The organism is Arcicella rosea, assembly GCF_014204325.1.
Classification (GTDB): domain Bacteria; phylum Bacteroidota; class Bacteroidia; order Cytophagales; family Spirosomataceae; genus Arcicella; species Arcicella rosea_A.
Window position 1 is genome coordinate 38,721 of sequence record NZ_JACHKT010000030.1, and the last position, 16,730, is coordinate 55,450.

Sequence of the window (16,730 nt, forward strand, 5' to 3'; positions counted from 1 at the left end):
TATAGTTAAGCTCATTACCCATTATGAGATACCGCTATATCTCGACTCCTTAAACTCTTGTCAACAATTTTACTCAAATTCCAACCGCCAATGGAAAGAGTCTCAAATCCCGAAGTTAAATACTTCGGGATTTTTGTTTATTGGCTTTGCTAATCTTCAATTGAGAATTTATCGAATAATAAACTCAATAATTCATCATGTACGCTGATATATTCTGGGTCGTGGGTAATATCTTTTTTGTTTCTTGGGCGTGGCAATTTAATATCCACAATTTTCTTGATGGTTGCCGCTGGGCCGTTGTTCATCACGACTACTTTATCCGCTAAGAAAATGGCTTCTTCAATATCGTGTGTTACCATTACGATGGTTTTGTTACGATTATCCAAATTCCAAAGTTTCAATAATTCAATGTGCATCGAACCTTTTGTCAGTGCATCCAAAGCCCCGAAAGGCTCATCTAATAAAAGAATACTTGGATTGATAGCAAAAGCACGAGCAATAGCCACACGTTGTTTCATTCCTCCAGATAATTGCCCTGGCAATTTATCTTTATGCGGTGTTAGGTTCACCATTTGAATATAATGGTCAACAACGGCGTGTTTTTCAGCTGAAGTTTTGTCTTTCAAAACAGAATCTACGGCTTCGTAAATATTCTTATAGACTGACATCCAAGGTAGTAAAGAATAATTTTGAAAAACGATACCTCTGTCTGGCCCAGGGCCTTTTACGATATTTCCGTTGGCAATTACTTCACCCGACGAAGGTGTTACCATGCCTGAAATTGTATTCATCAGCGTTGACTTTCCACAACCTGAGTGACCAATCAAGGCTACAATTTCTCCTTTTTTTACTTCTAAACTAATGTCTTTTACCGCCGTAAAAGTACCTTTTGAACCATTGAAAGAAACCGTTACATTTTTAATGTCAATGGCATTTTCTCGGCTATTTATTTTGTGGAAATCACTTGCAGAATCAACAAGTTGATTTGGATTTACGATGTTTGTCATTTTGAAATAATTTTTTGAAGCGTTTACTTTTTCTCCCAAGTGAAAGCGTTTTGTAAAGCATTGAATGCTTTGTCGAACAACAAACCAACTGTTCCGATAATCAGAATAGCGACTAAAATTCTTTCCAAAGAAAGACCGTTCCAGCTATCCCACACAAAAAAACCGATACCTACACCACCCGAAAGCATCTCGCCTGCAACAATTACCACCCAAGCAATACCGATTGACAAACGTAAACCTGTAATAATATGCGGAAGTGCGAAAGGCAACATGATTTTGGTTAAATACTTCCATTTAGAAAAACCGAAAGCTTTGCCCACATTTTTATGGTCGTCGGGAATACTTGATACGCCAAAGGCTGTGTTAATAACGGTTGGCCATAAAGAAGTAATGGCGATGATAAAAATGGTTGCTCCGTCAGAAGCTTTGAAAGCCAACAAACCTAATGGAAACCAAGCCAAAGGCGAAACTGGACGAAGGATTTGTACGATTGGATTTAATAAGTTCATCCCAATTTTGGTTGAACCCATCAATAATCCCATCGGAATAGCGATTAAACTTCCTAAAGCAAAACCCGTTGATACTCTTCCTAATGAACTGAATAATTGAATACCGATTCCTTTGTCGTTGGGGCCATAATCATAAAATGGATCTGCAATAAGTTCTTTAAAAACAATCCAAGTAGAAGCTGGATTAGGAATTTCGGCTTTTGTGATGACTGAAATTAGCTGCCACAAACCAAGCAGGATTGCCATGCTGGCTAAAAAATAAGCAACATTGGTGGCGATTTCTTTGATTGAAATAGATTTCATAATCTTGGTGTTTGTTATCAATTTTCGGTTAATACTTAGAAAATATTAACCGAAAATCGCTGACAAACTTTATTTTTTAGTTGCCTTTAAGTAATCGTCAATATTAGCTGGGTCGAAAACAACGTCATAAGTAGTTTTGAAAGGCTTCATATCCGCTTGAACTGGAACGCTCATTTCTTTGGCTACTTCTGCAAACAAATCATCAAGAATCAATTTTTCAGTAATGGCTTTATAGTTTGGTTCGGCTTTCAAGTATCCAAAACGAACATACTGAGCCAAAAACCACATAGCGTGAACTTTACGAGGAGTATTCACCACACCGTTATTATAGAAAGTCATGTAATCACCTTTGTATTTCTGAACGCCCAAATCACAACCTAAATCACTTGAACCCAACAAACGAGCTTCAATTACTTGTAAAGGTGCATTTACATAATAGGGTTTTGTAAGCCAGCTTGCCGCTTTTTTACGATTACTCATATTATCCAACCATTTACAAGCTTCGATAATAGCTTTCATTACATTTTTCAAATTTTCTCTTTCCTCTGCCGCAAATTTTGAATTTACTACCAAAGCTTTTTCTGGGTGATGCTGCCAAATATCTTGTGAAGCAATTTGTGTAAAACCAACATTCTGAGTAGCCGCTACGCCATTCCAAGGTTCGCCTACGCTGAAACCTTCCATGTTATCCACACGCATATTGGCTACCATTTGTGGCGGTGGAATCGTGATAATACCTACAGATTTTTGATTTACACCTGCGGCTGCTAACCAGTTTCTCAACCAAATGTCATGCGTTCCGCCGGGGAAAGTCATGGCAAAAGTTACTTCTTTTCTAGTTTTTACGTCTTTGATAGCGGCTGCTACTTTACCCATTTCTTTGTAACCAACCAAGCCACAGAAATCTTTTGAAAGCGTAATGGCTTGACCGTTATTGTTCAGAACCATCGCAATTTTCATTTCTGAACCTGCTTTTCCACCAATGCCTGTATAAACAGAAAGTGGCATCGAAAACAAACAATGAGCTCCGTCTAATTCACCATTTAATACTTTATCACGAATATTTGCCCAAGAGGCTTCTTTTGAAAGTTCTACATCAACACCATATTTGGCAAAAAGACCTAATTCTTTTGCAGCCACCAATGGAGCACAGTCGGTAAGTGGAATGAATCCTAATTTAATTTTTCTTGGCGGATTATTTCTAAAAGCTGATACAGCCGTAAAGAGTACCAATAAACACAGTACAGTAAATGATTTTTTTAACAGAGTTTGCATAATATTTTTGTTTAAGTATTTAGAAACACTCCCGTTTCGACCCCCATCGAAACGAATCTTTATTTAGTGAGTTGTGATTGAGTGAATTAGTGATTGTTTTAGTAGTACCTACTAATTAGGTCAAAGGATCTAAACCTTCACACACTACAAATCACTCATTCACTAAATCACTCAATCACTAAATTATTTTATCGCTACTGGTTTTGTATAAAAGAAATCTGGACGAATATTAATCATTGCATAAAACCAAGTTCCTGTTTTATTAAAATTGGCGGCTGCAACATCGGTAGTGGCTTGTCCTTTTGCAAAAGGCATATTGGCGGTTGCCATCATTACAGAATAACCCAGTTCCAGATTGGTGAATTTGTTCATATTATAATTTAATGTGAAATCAATTTCATTGCCCAAATCTTTACCTACCAATGTTCCATCGCCTCTCGTTGTTGCTTTATTTAAAGCAAATGTGTGGAAATCAGCACCGAGCGTTAATACGTTTGTGGTATATTTTGCTTTGAAGTAACCATTATTCAATCCGCCCGCTGGTGAATTTGTTCCTACATAAAAGTAGTCCATATATCCCCAGTGTTTGTGTGGTGTTCCATAAAGTGGGTCAAAACGATTATTTTTTCCCGAAGAACCTTTATAATTATTAGTAGCACTCGAACCGTCATTGCCAGAAAGTACATCATAACCTAAAGTAAATGCCCATCTACTTTTTTGGTAAGTTGCCGCCAAAGTATAGTGATAAGCATCCATATCGTTGCCTTCACGGTCTTTACCAGTTTGTCCGTAATACGCTCCTTGTAAAGCGATTTTTCCAAAACCTGAAGCATTACCTATCGTATGATTTATCATTAATCCATACGTTGTACGACTGCGAGATTGGTTATAATCGAAAGCATCTGCTGCACTTGAAGCTACGAACCTTCTACCATACACGTAACCTGTTGAAGCATTACCGACAGAGTCTAAACGATAAGCACTGAAATCATCTTGAAAGAACAATCCCGAGAATTTTGTCTGGTTGAATTTTCTACTGATATAAACACTTTTGAATGATTTATAATCTTGAGAAGCACCATTGGTCGATGGAGGATTTATCCATGCCAAAGCACCGCCTGTTTTTACTGAGTTCGCTCCGATTCCTCCGCCAACTGTTAAAGGAATTATTCCTGCTGGTGTTGGCACTAAAACACCTGTTGAAGTTCTTGTCGTTGGACTTAAATTGGCAGGTACATAACTTGTATTTGTGATTCCGAAAGCATCTGAGTTTTGGTTATAAGCCAAACCAATATCAAACTGCCAACCATGATGCACACCTTTTAAAAGCACCATATCATGACGGCGAGCTTGTTGTAACCAATCAAGATTACCGATTAAACGAACATCATCATAAATCAATTCTTGACGACCAATTTTGATACTTAATAAATCAATCGCCTTGAATTTAATTGTTGTATCAGCTTTATTAGCCAAAGTTACTTCTGCCCAACCCTCGTGAAGCATCAATTTCGCTCCGTCGGCATTTGAAATAGAAGAAGCATCTTGTCCCCAAACACGCACATCTTGAATAGCCGCACCAAAAGTTACTCTATCCCATTTATAACCAAAATTTAATCTTGTTCTTTGAGAAGTAAAAGCCGCTGATTTAGCATCATTTGGCACTAAATTCCCCAAACCGTTTCGTACCTCAGTACGAGTTCTCATTTGTCCTTGTAATGTGAATTGGGCATTTCCTGAAAATTGGGTAGAAATACCCAACAATAAGCCCAGAGCAAGTTTAGAAATGTAATTTTTTTTCATACTTTTGTGATTGATTGTGAAATTTTTAACAGAGTTTACGCAATTTCGCCCGAACCGAGACCCCCATCTCGTTCGGGTTTTTCTTTTGTGATGAGATAGAAACCTCAAAACAGCATAATAGCCACATCGTAATTATTAGCTCATTATTTCAAAAAACTTTTTCCAAGAAAAAAATCTAAACGCTGATTATAGAATTTTCAATGGATATTGCAGGAAAAACAATTACTTTCCTATCAGACGAATACACTCCCAAATAAGTGCCTAAAGCTTATAGCCTACCGCCTAAAGCCATTTCATCACTAAACTTTTCAATGAATGAAGGATGTAAACTCACTACTTCACCGATAACGATAACAGCAGGATTTGAAATTTGCTGTGCTTTTACTGTTTGAGTCATCGTAGAAACTGTTCCAATTGCAAAGTTTACATTTTTGCGAGTGCCGTTTTGAATCACCGCCATTGGCGTTTCGCTCTTTCCATGCGAAGAAAATACTTCACAAATTTGAGCCAACTTACTCATGCCCATCAAAATCACGACTGTTGCTGAAGACTGAGCCGCCAAAGCTATATCATTTGATAGCGTTCCTGCTTTGGTTGTTCCCGTAATCACCCAAAAACTTTCTGCAAAACCTCTGGTCGTTACTGGAATGCCTATCGAAGCTGGTGCTGCAATCGCAGAAGTTACACCCGACACTACTTCACATTCAATATTAAAATTTCGAGCGTATTCGATTTCTTCAAAACCTCTTCCAAATACAAATGGGTCGCCTCCTTTCAATCTTACCACATGACCATACTCTAAAGCTAAGGCTACTATTTTCTGATTAATTTCTTCTTGTGTATAAACATATTTCCCCAAGCGTTTTCCTACATAAATGCGTAAAGCATTGGGTTTGGCAAACGCTAATAATTCTTCATTAGCAAGTGCATCATATAAAACTACATCCGCCGACTTTATAGCACGTATTCCTTTCATCGTCACCAAGTCTATGTCACCTGGGCCAGCACCAATTAAAGTTAATCTTGGAATATTCATGTTTTAGTGTTTTATACTTTGTGATACTTGGTAATAAATACTTAGTTTTAATTCCGATACAAACATGGGGCATAATTGTTAAAAATCAAAATATTTGATTGAAAATTTATTTATTTTGATTAAAAAATTGCAAAATCATAAAAAATAGGTTTAAATTTGAATGCAAAGTAAGTGTTTTTACGTTTTTTATACAAAAATAGGTTTATAATTATAGTACAATATCTGATAGTTATATTTTTTATAAAAATAGTTACAAATACTCAATTTTAGCATTCAATACAGAATCATCTTATCATATTTTATAATAAATACTTAATACCAATTAAGTCAATAAAAACTAAGACATTCTGTATAAGTATTAATCATCAAAAATGTTAATCGTAATCTTGTATCATTTATGAAAAAGAAAATTGTCGTAGTGGGGAACGGCATGGTCGGTTATAAGTTTTGTGAAAAACTTATCTCAAAAGATGTGTCTAAAAGTTTTGATTTGGTCGTATTTGGCGAAGAATCTCGCCCTGCTTACGACCGAGTACATTTGTCGGAGTACTTCGCAGGAAAAACCGCAGAAGACCTGACGATGGCACCAAGTAGTTGGTACAAAGAAAATGGCATTACTCTTTATCTTTCCGACCCAGTGGTTGACATCAACAGAGAGGAAAAAATGGTGCGTTCGCACCATGGAATCGTAGAAAATTACGATTATTTGGTATTAGCCACAGGTTCAGCCGCTTTTGTTCCGCCGATTCCGGGTGTTGAAAAAGATGGAGTATTTGTATATAGAACCATCGAAGATTTAGATTTGATGCAGTCGCACGCCAAAAAAGCTAAAAAAGGAGCCGTAATTGGTGGTGGTTTATTGGGCTTAGAAGCGGCAAAAGCTTTATTAGATTTAGGATTAGAAGAAACGCACGTTATCGAATTTGCTCCGAGATTAATGCCCAGACAAATTGATGAAGCAGGTTCAAAAACACTTCAATCGAAATTAGAAGGCTTAGGATTACAAATTCATTTAAGTAAAAATACTCAAGAAATCACTGGAAATGGCGTAATCGAAAGTATGAAATTTGCTGATGGCTCAGTCCTTGAGGTTGATATGTTGGTGATTTCGGCAGGTATTAAACCACGTGACGAAGTAGCTAAAATTGCAGGCTTGGAAGTGGGTACTCGTGGCGGAATTATTGTAAACGATAAACTTCAAACTTCTGACCCCAACATTTTTGCGATTGGTGAATGTGCTTTGGCTCATCAGATGATTTATGGTTTGGTAGCTCCTGGCTATGAAATGGCAGAAGTAGTTGCTACTTCAATCGTTGGTGGAGAAAAGGAATTCAAGCCTTTTGATATGTCCACTAAATTAAAATTAATCGGTATCGACGTAGCCAGTTTCGGGGATGCTTTTATTCAAGAACCCAATGCTCAAACGATTGTATTTGAAAATACGGCAAAAGGAATTTATAAACGCATTAATATTTCAAACGATGGCAAGTATTTATTAGGTGGTGTTTTGGTAGGCGATGCAGAGCAATATAATATGCTTTTGCAGAACACAAAAAACAAAACGCTTTTACCTGCCGACCCAGAAGATTTGATGTTGGGTTCAAGAGGAGGTGCAGAACAGGCAAGTTCGGGCGTAATGGCTTTGCCAGATGAAGCTTTAATTTGTTCATGCGAAGCAGTAACCAAAGGAAATATTTGCCATGAAATCATCGAAAATAAAGTAACTACGCTTGATGGCATCAAAAAATGCACAAAAGCGGGTACAGGTTGTGGCGGTTGTGTGCCAATGGTGAAAGATTTGATTAATGAAACGATGAAATCGCAAGGCGTTTTTGTAAGAAATATTCTTTGCGAGCACTTCGATTATACTCGTCAGGAATTATTTGATTTGGTGAAAATCAAAGGCTTCAAAACTTATGACGACGTTCTGGACAATTTAGGAAAGGGAGATGGTTGCGAAGTTTGTAAACCTGCGGTAGCGTCTATCATTGCCAGTTTATGGAATGAAATGATTTTGGAAAAAAATGCTACCGTTCAAGATTCTAACGACCGTTTTTTGGCAAATATCCAAAAAAATGGTACTTATTCGGTTGTTCCAAGAATTCCTGGCGGAGAAATTACGCCTGAAAAACTCATTGTTATCGGACAGGTTGCTCTAAAATATAATCTCTATACAAAAATCACAGGCGGACAAAGAATTGATTTATTCGGGGCTCACGTTAGCGACTTACCAGATATTTGGGAAGAATTAGTTAACGCAGGTTTCGAGTCTGGTCATGCTTACGGAAAATCTTTAAGAACCGTAAAATCTTGCGTAGGCTCTACTTGGTGCCGTTTTGGAGTACAAGATGCCGTTTCGTTTTCTATCGAAGTTGAAGAACGTTACCGTGGTTTGCGTTCTCCGCACAAATTAAAATCTGCGGTTTCGGGCTGTACTCGTGAATGTGCCGAAGCTCAATCAAAAGATTTCGGAATTATTGCTACTGAAAAAGGCTGGAATTTGTACGTCTGCGGAAATGGAGGCGTAAAACCTCGTCATGCTGAATTATTAGCGACAGATATTGATTCAGCAACTTGCTTGAAGTACATCGACCGTTTCTTGATGTTTTATATCAAAACTGCCGAACCGCTTACTCGTACAGCTCCATGGTTAGATAAAATGGAAGGTGGCATCAATTATTTAAAATCAGTCATTATCGACGATGCACTTGGCATGAATGCCCAGTTCGAGCAGGAAATGCAGTTTTTGGTAGAAACCTACAAATGCGAATGGAAAGAAGTAGTGACCAATCCAGCACTCCGCAAGCGTTTCACGCACTTTGTGAATGCTCCGAAAATGAAAGACCCTTATGCCAAGTTTGAACCCATGCGTGAGCAAGTCAAAGCAGCAGAATGGAAGTAAATCACTCAATCACAATTACGACAATGATAGCAGAACAAACCATCACTTGGCACGTAGCGTGCAGTGTTGAAGATATTCCAGAAAACGGCGGAGCTTGTGCCTTAATCGAAAACGAGCAAATTGCCATCTATAATTTTACTCGCAGAGGCGAATGGTACGCCACTCAAAATTTATGTCCGCATCGCCAACAAATGGCTTTGTCAAGAGGCATGATTGGCTCGACTGGTGCAGATAATGAACCAAAAGTTGCTTGTCCTTTCCATAAAAAAACGTTCTCATTGAAATCTGGCGAATGTTTAACTGGCGATGAATACAGCATCAAAACCTATCCTGTAAAGGTTGAAAATGGACAAGTATTTGTTGGAGTCTAGCAAAAAGATTTTACAAATTGATATTCACAAACTTTACTAATTATCAATTTGTAAAATCTCATTACATAATTTTTTAAAGATTTTTTTTCAACAATCTCATAATCAGCAAATTACTTGAAAACTATAAATGATTTTTTCCGAAAGTTTGGTATATTTCAAGTTATGAAGCCACTTGATAGTCAAATTTTCAACAGACTTACTCGCCTCTATGTGATTGCCCTCACGATGGTGGCGTTGCTTTCTATGTCTGGACAAATTATTATTCAAGTATTTCTGAATTCGTTGATTGATGATTCTCATGTGGTGAATATTGCCGGGCGACAAAGAATGCTGAGCCAAAGGCTTTCAAAAACGGCAATTCTGTTATGTCATCCAGATATTTTTCAGGCAGATGCGGAGTATTATTCAGGAGATCTAAAAGAAATTATTGCTTTATGGAAGCAGAGCCACGAAGGATTAAAAAATAAAAATTTAACCACAGAAGGTAAGGTTTATACCGTAAGAAATAGTCCTAAAATTGATAGCATGTTCAAAGAAATAGACCCTATTTTCAGAACTATTCTATCAAACGCTAAATTAATCAGTGAACGCATCAATAAACCTCTGGCAAATCAGGACGAAACGATGCAGGCTGCATTACATCAAGTATTGGTCAACGAAAGGCTTTTTCTGAAAATGATGAACAAAATTGTTTTCCAGTATGATTTAGAATCAAGATCAAGGGTTAATTTGACCAAAAATATTGAGCTGTTTTTATTCCTTGTTTTATTCAGCATTCTTATTTTGGAAGGAATAGTTATCTTCCGCCCGATTGCTAATTATATTCGACTTGTCATCAAAAAATTGACAGATTCGGAAAGTGTATTACTCCAAACCAATGAAACGCTTCTCAAAACGCAACAAGCTTTGGTACAAGCTACAGAAGAGAAGTTTAAATTACAATTAGCCGAAGAAAAAGTACGTTCTGCTTCCTTGATGGAAGGACAAGAAATGGAACGCAAAAGATTAGCCAGAGAATTACACGATGGAATCGGACAAATGTTGACGGGTTTACGATTGCATGGCGAAAAAGTAAAAAGCTTTTCATTCATCAATCCTAAACAAGATAAATCGTTTGATGAATTACAAAAGCTGATTCAAGAAACCATTGAAGCAACTAGAACTGTGGCATTTAATTTAGCCCCATCTGTGCTGAGCGATTTTGGCGTAATGCCAGCCATCAGAATCTTGACGGAACAAGTAACCAAAATGTCGGGTATTAGTATTGAATTTCAAGAAAAGAAAATTCAACGATTACCAGAAGGAGTAGAAGTTTGTCTTTATAGAATCACGCAAGAAGCGATTCATAATGCAGTAAAATATTCAAAGTCGGAAAAAATAAAAGTAGAAATGGCAGAGAATGAGGGTTCCATTCGATTAACCATTGCTGATAATGGAATTGGTTTCGACTTACCAACTATCCGAAAATCTTTGGGTGGTAGTGGTTTAAAAAATATGCAAACAAGAGCCGAATTATTAAATGGTACTTGCAAAATTCAATCAAAAATAGGAAAAGGAACTAGCATTATAGTGACGATTCCAATAACCACCAACAACAAACTAATTACTAAGCGGAGAAAAAATACTGAGCGAGTATCCTAGCGTTTAAGTTGAATATCTTAAAAAAAAATGATAAATTCAACATTAAAAGCATTATAAAACGCTGGTAATAAGTATTTTAAAATTACTCTCTGTATATAATCAACAAAAATTATGAACCCAATTACAGTATTATTAGCAGATGATCACGACGTTGTCAGAAAAGGGATGAAAATGCTCTTGGAAGACGAAGAAGGCGTGAAAGTAATCGGAGAAGCGTCTGATGGTTTAGACGCCATCGAGAAAGTAAAAGCGTTGTCGCCCAATGTTGTTATTTTGGATTTAACAATGCCTAAAATGACTGGCATAGAAGCAGCCAAAATTATTTCAGAAGAATATCCTGATGTACGCATTCTTATTTTTTCAATGCACAACAACCGTGAATACATCATCAATTCCGTTGAAAATGGTGCAAGTGGTTACTTGCTAAAAGATACTGGTAAAGAAGAACTCATGCGTGCCATTAATGTGGTTTCGGAAGGAAGAAAGTATTTTCCACCAGAAATTTCAGAAGTAATTATTGACGAACTTCTTTCAAAAAACTCTGGAAATCAGCCTGATACGAGCAGACCGATTTTCCAAAAAATCACGCCAAAAGAAAAACAAATCCTTGAACATATCGTGCAAGGCTACAACAGCCGAGAAATCGCTGATAAATTATTCTTGAGTATTCGTACTGTTGATAACCACCGTGCGAACATGATGAAGAAAACAAAAGCAAAAAATACCGCAGATTTAGTAAAAATGGCAATTGGATAATTAGCGTTTCAAATACGACAAACGTTTCTTTTCATCCATTTTTTCAATCGCATAACGAATCATCGTTCTGGGCATTTTTGAAAGATTTTCTTCTAAAAATTCTTCTAACGCTAACTCATCTCGTTTACCAATTTCTCTTAACATCCATCCGCACGCTTTGTGCATCAAATCGTGCGGATGATTAAGGAAATACTCCGAAAGTTTGAAGCAGTCTAAAAACTGACCTTTCCGAATAAAAGCTATCGTAGAAACTACGGCAATTCGTTCAGACCACAAGTGTTTACTTGCTGCTAAATCATACAATACTTGTCTGTCTTTATTCAATAAAAACTCGCCCAAAATTTTGTAGCAAGAACAATCTACTAAATCCCAATTGTTGATTTTTGAGACATTGCTCAAATAAAAATCCACAATTTCGCTTCTTTCTTCTTCGGATTTAGTTTTTTGGAATTTTTCTACTAAAATCATCAAACCCGTAAAACGAAATTCATGTATTTTATCGTCTAATAAAATCTGAATATCCGCAAGTGTAATTACTTTCCAGAACTCTTTTACCAAAGTTCTTACTTCAGGATTGGTAATGCCGATAAAAATATCGCCTTCGCCGTATTGCCCTTCGCCTGTTTTGAAAAAACGAGCCGTTTGTATCGCTCTTTCAGGATTAGCGAGGTTTAGGAGTACTTGTTTGAGATTGGCTAACATTATAGTAAAATGCGGAGCTTGGAGTTTGGAATTTTGAGTGAGGATTTGTCTTTGTTTTTCAAATTTAAAAAAACCTCATTCAACATTCTAAACGCTAAATTCAATTTATCTTCTTCCTCTTCTAGGGTCTTCACGTTTTGTTTTGCCAAAGGTTTTTTTACGAGCATCCTTACCAGCAGTAATATGCAATTTTTTGTTTTTTACTTCTTTTTCTTTGGCTTTTACTTTATGGTCTTTTTTCTCGTGGAAAGCTCCTTTGAAATCTGGGTCTTCACGTTTTTTCTGTTCATCAATTTCACGCAACATGATTTGCTTTTCAACAAATGGGGTTTGCAGTACTTCCAATTCTTCTGGAAGTGGCTCACGTGGAATAGGCATTTTGATGATTTTTTCAATCTTCCCGATGTGATATTCCTCCGCTTCAGTCATAAAAGTAATGGCTTCGCCTTTGTTGTTGGCACGACCAGTACGACCAATTCTATGAACATAATCTTCGTAAATCAAAGGTACGTCAAAATTAATTACGTGACTTACCATTTGAATGTCAATCCCACGAGCGGCAACATCAGTCGCTACTAATACTTGAATATTTCCTTCTTTGAAATCTTCCATCGAATTAATTCTGGTATTTTGCCCCTTATTGGCGTGAATAACCCGAATCTTGTTTTCGCCTACTACTTTTCTTCCTAAAAATTTAAAAATATTGTCGGCGATTTCTTTACTTCTACAAAAAATAATCGTTCTGTTAAAAGTCTCGTGGTCACGCATCAACATTCCCAAAAGGTTAATTTTGGTCATGAAATTGGGTACTTCAAACAAACGTTGCTTTACCATATCCGCCGTAGTAGCTTGCGGACTTACTTCTACTTTATGCGGAAACTCCAGAAATTCATGCGAAAGGTTTTCTACTCTTGGCGGGAAAGTTGCCGAAAACAATAAGTTTTGTCTTTTCTTTGAAGGAATTACTTCTAAAATCTTACGAATCTGTGGCATAAAGCCCATATCCATCATTTTATCGGCTTCGTCGAGTACTAATGTTTTTAATTCTTTTACGCCAATTTCTCCTTTTAAGTACAAATCTAAAAACCTTCCAGGTGTAGCAATCACAATATCAACACCTGCTTGCAAGGCTTCTATTTGTGTTTTAGGGCCTAAACCACCAAATAAAGCAATATGACGAAGGTCTGTATATTTTGCTAATTGTTTTACGGTTTCATCTATTTGCATCACCAATTCACGAGTAGGGGCGAGGATGAGAACACGCATCATTTTGCCTTGTGCGTACTTTACTTTCATCAAAATTGGTAATAAATAAGCGGCGGTTTTTCCTGTACCTGTTTGTGCAATTCCTAGTACATCATGTCCGCCCATTACTAATGGAATGGCTTGCTCTTGAATTGGCGTAGGTACTTGATAGCCAGCTTCTTCGATGGCATTATATAATTGGCGATTGAGTTGAAAATCTTCGAAAGTCATAATTTATAAATGTTATTTATCTTCGGATTGCGGTAAATCGCTTTTCCTGAAAACATTTACAAAGGTACGAAAATAAAGTTTATCACTTGTGAGATGTGAAATTGTAACCCAAAGATTTACTTTGAGTTACAATTTGGAGAAGGAATTTTTAATCTAATAATCCTTTATAAGAAGAGTCTTTTGAAGGATTTATTGCTTTTTTACTTGAATCTGACGGCTCATCTAAAGTAATCAAACTGAATTCGCCTTTGTTATAAGCATCCAACATTGATTGCCCTTTGTCGGTCAAAATACCATTTTGAATATCTACTGAATTGATAAAATCCATTGAATAATCCATCGCACGTTTCATTTCGCCTAATTTCTTACTCATATCATCTTGAATATATTCCATTGATTCATCGAAATAGAATTTTTTATCAGGATTTCCTTTGAAAATACTGATTGCCGTTTTCAAAGCATTCGAGCTACTTTTTACAATTTCGTATTCAGCTTCTTTCAATTTTACTTTAATTTCGGTTTCCTTGATGATATAATCGGCTGAAGACTGTACTTTTTCCATAAAACCCAGAATGGTTGTCATGTTGCGTTGTAATGGTAAAAGTTTCTCGTTCATTTCTTGCAAACCTGCGGCTTCGATACTTGCCAAAGCAGCAGCTTCTTTCATGCCAGGTTTATCAGTCATGCTGTTTGCTTTGTTGGCTTCGCCGAATTTAGCTTTGATATTCTCGTTGTTTTCGCCAATTTTCTTATTCAGTTTCACTAATTGTCCTGCTAAAATGTCAATCTGTTTCGACATCTGTTCACGCTTTTCACGTAAATCAGAAATGTAGATTTTCATAATCGCAATTGGGTCGAGCTGAACGACGATACCTGTAATATTTCGCATCAGCATTTTAAACAAAAAGAAAACCGCTGTACGAACATCTTTACTGGTAATTAGGAAAATAAACAAACCCAATATTGCCAAAAGCCCCCCAAGGTAAAGCGTATTTGACGTTACTTTTATCAAAAATTCAAGAATGATATTAAAGTAATACAAGCCGAAAGCGCCAATTGCAGCCAAGAAGAATAATGAAGTAATGCCTTCGGGCTTACTCCAAAATGATTTTGTCGGTTGATTTCCTCCGATTTGTGATAAATCTGTCATTGTTTTGGTTGTTTAAATTTTAAATGTTTGATTTAGAATAATGTTATTTCAAATAAGCAACAATCTTTGCGATATCGCCTTTTATTTGTTCAACGAAATAACGATGTGTCACTTCGTAATTACTTTTATTAATAGTAATTTTTCCACTTTGTTCTTCTATATCTCCAGTCAACTTTTTTACTTTCGATTGATTTTCTTCCATTTTTCGTTGCAATTCTACGATTTGTTTGGCGATATTTTCGTTTTCGTCTTCGGTCTTTTTCAGTTCACTTTTCAAACCACCAACTTTTTGGCTGATTGCCACTTCTACATCTTTCAAAAAAGCTTGTCGGTCGGCATCCAATATTCCAATGTATTGGTTTGCAGTATTTGTCAGTACTTGTACATCTGTAATACCGCCCATTGCTTTAAAACTTGCCCAAGCTGCCTGAAATTGTTTTTCCTCTGAAAGTCCCAAACCCGACAAACCTTTCAAGGCTTGCATGTATTCAAAATAGTCTGGTCCTTTTAGATTAGAATTTTCAAGCAATTGTACAAAATGGTCGATAAACTTTTTATCCATTACGCCATTTTCTACAGATTTCGGTATTACAACAGCCTCTTCTTTTACTATTTGAGGAGCTGGAACGGCATTAACTGTATTTGTTGGATGAGCAGTTTCTTCAGTAATAAAGAAACTCAATAATTTTCTTCCGATACTTTTTTCTTCTGCTGCCATTTGAATAATTTATTTTGAATTAAAATATTACTGTACTTCATATTTGAGCCTATTACAATATTAATACGCTTTTATGGGGAATATCTATGTAGAAGTAAGAGTGGTTGCGTAGCTTGATAATCACATAAAAATTTATGATAATTTTTTTTCTTACGTGCAACATTATAATTGTTGCTTGCATCTTATGTCTGAGATTCAGAAAAACAGTTCTTTTCTAAGTCAAAATACTCATAAACTTTAAAGCATCCGCTTAAACCAAAAATCTGTTGAATATCAAGAGCATTTACCATTCACAAAGATAAACGACCGATTATGGTATTTTGTATTGCAAGGTACTGGCTTTTACCCATAACTTTGACTCATCAAAACAAGGAAACAAAAAATACGCTAAAAATTGAAAACGTACTAAAACGAACAACAACTGTAATAAAAACGAACACCTCTAAATCTAAAAAAACTTTTAACTAATTGTAAATTAAACACTTATAGCTTATGGCACAAAAATGCTAATAGTATCAGTAAAAATCAACCATTGTAATTTCTAAACTTTTATTTCTAATAAAAATTAATTTAAAATCTAAACAACTTAAAAAAATGAAAACTTTCATTAAATCTTTCGCAATTGCAGTATTATCAGTAATGTCATTTGTAGCAAGTGCTACTAACAAAAATGAGCCAGCAAGTAACAAAAAATCATTTGCTGTAGGCATGTATCAAACTATCAATACCATGAAAATGAACGTATTGATTGAGAAAACAACGAGTAAGAACTTATTTATTTCATTGAAAAATGAAAAAGGGGAAGTGTTACACAAAGAAAGAGTAGGTAAAAATAGCCAGAAATATCATGGAAAATTTGACTTGAGCGAGTTGGAAGATGGTGCATATAGCTTTGAAATCACTGATGGCGAAAGCAAAATTGTGAAAAACGTAAACATTGGTACTAAAAACCCTGAACCTGTTAATCAAGACCGTTTTATTTCTTTAAATTAATTTTGTTTAACCTCAAATTTGTTTAAACCTTTTTAATATCTAAATCTTAAATTAAAATTTATCTCTCAAGCCGTGATGCGAGCAAATA

General features: G+C 36.1%; 14 protein-coding genes. 5 read left to right on the forward strand and 9 right to left on the reverse strand.

Annotated elements, in window-relative coordinates; translation table 11 throughout:
* Positions 1-149: 149 nt before the first annotated feature.
* The 5 genes from HNP25_RS17130 to cobA all read right to left on the reverse strand — a co-directional run bounded on the left by HNP25_RS17130 (position 150) and on the right by cobA (position 5,933).
* Positions 150-1,007: an ABC transporter ATP-binding protein gene (locus HNP25_RS17130; RefSeq protein WP_184136129.1), complete on the reverse strand. Its 858-nt coding sequence runs from the start codon at positions 1,005-1,007 to the stop codon at positions 150-152.
* Positions 1,008-1,030: 23 nt separating this feature from the next.
* Positions 1,031-1,819: a nitrate ABC transporter permease gene (gene ntrB, locus HNP25_RS17135; protein ID WP_184136131.1), complete on the reverse strand. Its 789-nt coding sequence runs from the start codon at positions 1,817-1,819 to the stop codon at positions 1,031-1,033.
* Positions 1,820-1,888: 69 nt separating this feature from the next.
* A complete protein-coding gene (locus HNP25_RS17140; RefSeq protein WP_184136133.1) occupies positions 1,889-3,094 on the reverse strand; it encodes a CmpA/NrtA family ABC transporter substrate-binding protein in 1,206 nt (401 codons plus the stop codon).
* Positions 3,095-3,277: 183 nt separating this feature from the next.
* Positions 3,278-4,897 carry an alginate export family protein gene (locus tag HNP25_RS17145; protein ID WP_184136135.1) on the reverse strand — a complete coding sequence of 540 codons (1,620 nt, stop codon included), beginning with the start codon at positions 4,895-4,897 and terminating at the stop codon, positions 3,278-3,280.
* Between the two features lie 268 nt (positions 4,898-5,165).
* Entirely contained in the window at positions 5,166-5,933 is a 768-nt protein-coding gene (gene cobA, locus HNP25_RS17150) for a uroporphyrinogen-III C-methyltransferase (protein ID WP_184136137.1), read from the reverse strand.
* 397 nt (positions 5,934-6,330) lie between these two features.
* Here cobA and nirB point away from each other — a divergent pair, with 397 nt between their 5' ends.
* The 4 genes from nirB to HNP25_RS17170 all read left to right on the forward strand — a co-directional run bounded on the left by nirB (position 6,331) and on the right by HNP25_RS17170 (position 11,603).
* Complete coding sequence (nirB, locus tag HNP25_RS17155) at positions 6,331-8,835, forward strand: nitrite reductase large subunit NirB (protein ID WP_184136139.1); 2,505 nt, start codon at positions 6,331-6,333, stop codon at positions 8,833-8,835.
* Between the two features lie 23 nt (positions 8,836-8,858).
* A complete protein-coding gene (gene nirD, locus HNP25_RS17160; RefSeq protein WP_184136141.1) occupies positions 8,859-9,206 on the forward strand; it encodes a nitrite reductase small subunit NirD in 348 nt (115 codons plus the stop codon).
* Between the two features lie 162 nt (positions 9,207-9,368).
* On the forward strand, positions 9,369-10,847 hold the full coding sequence (locus HNP25_RS17165) for an ATP-binding protein (RefSeq protein WP_184136143.1): 1,479 nt from the start codon (positions 9,369-9,371) through the stop codon (positions 10,845-10,847).
* A gap of 111 nt (positions 10,848-10,958) precedes the next feature.
* Positions 10,959-11,603, forward strand: coding sequence for a response regulator transcription factor (locus HNP25_RS17170; protein WP_184136145.1), 645 nt, complete (start codon positions 10,959-10,961; stop codon positions 11,601-11,603).
* On the opposite strand, the gene HNP25_RS17175 is transcribed toward HNP25_RS17170, so the two are convergent.
* The 4 genes from HNP25_RS17175 to HNP25_RS17190 form a co-directional block, all read right to left on the reverse strand.
* Positions 11,604-12,305: a DNA alkylation repair protein gene (locus tag HNP25_RS17175; protein WP_184136146.1), complete on the reverse strand. Its 702-nt coding sequence runs from the start codon at positions 12,303-12,305 to the stop codon at positions 11,604-11,606.
* A 105-nt stretch (positions 12,306-12,410) separates the two neighbouring features.
* The gene (locus HNP25_RS17180; protein ID WP_184136148.1) at positions 12,411-13,781 is read right to left on the reverse strand and encodes a DEAD/DEAH box helicase; all 1,371 of its coding nucleotides are present in this window, start codon (positions 13,779-13,781) and stop codon (positions 12,411-12,413) included.
* A 148-nt stretch (positions 13,782-13,929) separates the two neighbouring features.
* Positions 13,930-14,931, reverse strand: coding sequence for a hypothetical protein (locus HNP25_RS17185; RefSeq protein ID WP_184136150.1), 1,002 nt, complete (start codon positions 14,929-14,931; stop codon positions 13,930-13,932).
* 43 nt (positions 14,932-14,974) lie between these two features.
* Positions 14,975-15,649, reverse strand: coding sequence for a hypothetical protein (locus tag HNP25_RS17190; RefSeq protein ID WP_184136152.1), 675 nt, complete (start codon positions 15,647-15,649; stop codon positions 14,975-14,977).
* Between the two features lie 594 nt (positions 15,650-16,243).
* On the opposite strand from HNP25_RS17190, the gene HNP25_RS17195 reads away from it, so the two are divergent.
* Complete coding sequence (locus HNP25_RS17195) at positions 16,244-16,642, forward strand: hypothetical protein (protein ID WP_184136154.1); 399 nt, start codon at positions 16,244-16,246, stop codon at positions 16,640-16,642.
* Positions 16,643-16,730 lie beyond the last annotated feature (88 nt).

Coding starts and splice junctions, on each gene's coding strand:
- HNP25_RS17185 (WP_184136150.1), bottom strand. CDS start 14,931: ATGACAGATTTATCACAAATCGGAGGAAATCAACCGACAAAATCATTT.
- HNP25_RS17165 (WP_184136143.1), top strand. CDS start 9,369: ATGAAGCCACTTGATAGTCAAATTTTCAACAGACTTACTCGCCTCTAT.
- cobA (WP_184136137.1), bottom strand. CDS start 5,933: ATGAATATTCCAAGATTAACTTTAATTGGTGCTGGCCCAGGTGACATA.
- nirB (WP_184136139.1), top strand. CDS start 6,331: ATGAAAAAGAAAATTGTCGTAGTGGGGAACGGCATGGTCGGTTATAAG.
- HNP25_RS17130 (WP_184136129.1), bottom strand. CDS start 1,007: ATGACAAACATCGTAAATCCAAATCAACTTGTTGATTCTGCAAGTGAT.
- ntrB (WP_184136131.1), bottom strand. CDS start 1,819: ATGAAATCTATTTCAATCAAAGAAATCGCCACCAATGTTGCTTATTTT.
- HNP25_RS17145 (WP_184136135.1), bottom strand. CDS start 4,897: ATGAAAAAAAATTACATTTCTAAACTTGCTCTGGGCTTATTGTTGGGT.
- HNP25_RS17140 (WP_184136133.1), bottom strand. CDS start 3,094: ATGCAAACTCTGTTAAAAAAATCATTTACTGTACTGTGTTTATTGGTA.
- nirD (WP_184136141.1), top strand. CDS start 8,859: ATGATAGCAGAACAAACCATCACTTGGCACGTAGCGTGCAGTGTTGAA.
- HNP25_RS17190 (WP_184136152.1), bottom strand. CDS start 15,649: ATGGCAGCAGAAGAAAAAAGTATCGGAAGAAAATTATTGAGTTTCTTT.
- HNP25_RS17180 (WP_184136148.1), bottom strand. CDS start 13,781: ATGACTTTCGAAGATTTTCAACTCAATCGCCAATTATATAATGCCATC.
- HNP25_RS17170 (WP_184136145.1), top strand. CDS start 10,959: ATGAACCCAATTACAGTATTATTAGCAGATGATCACGACGTTGTCAGA.
- HNP25_RS17195 (WP_184136154.1), top strand. CDS start 16,244: ATGAAAACTTTCATTAAATCTTTCGCAATTGCAGTATTATCAGTAATG.
- HNP25_RS17175 (WP_184136146.1), bottom strand. CDS start 12,305: ATGTTAGCCAATCTCAAACAAGTACTCCTAAACCTCGCTAATCCTGAA.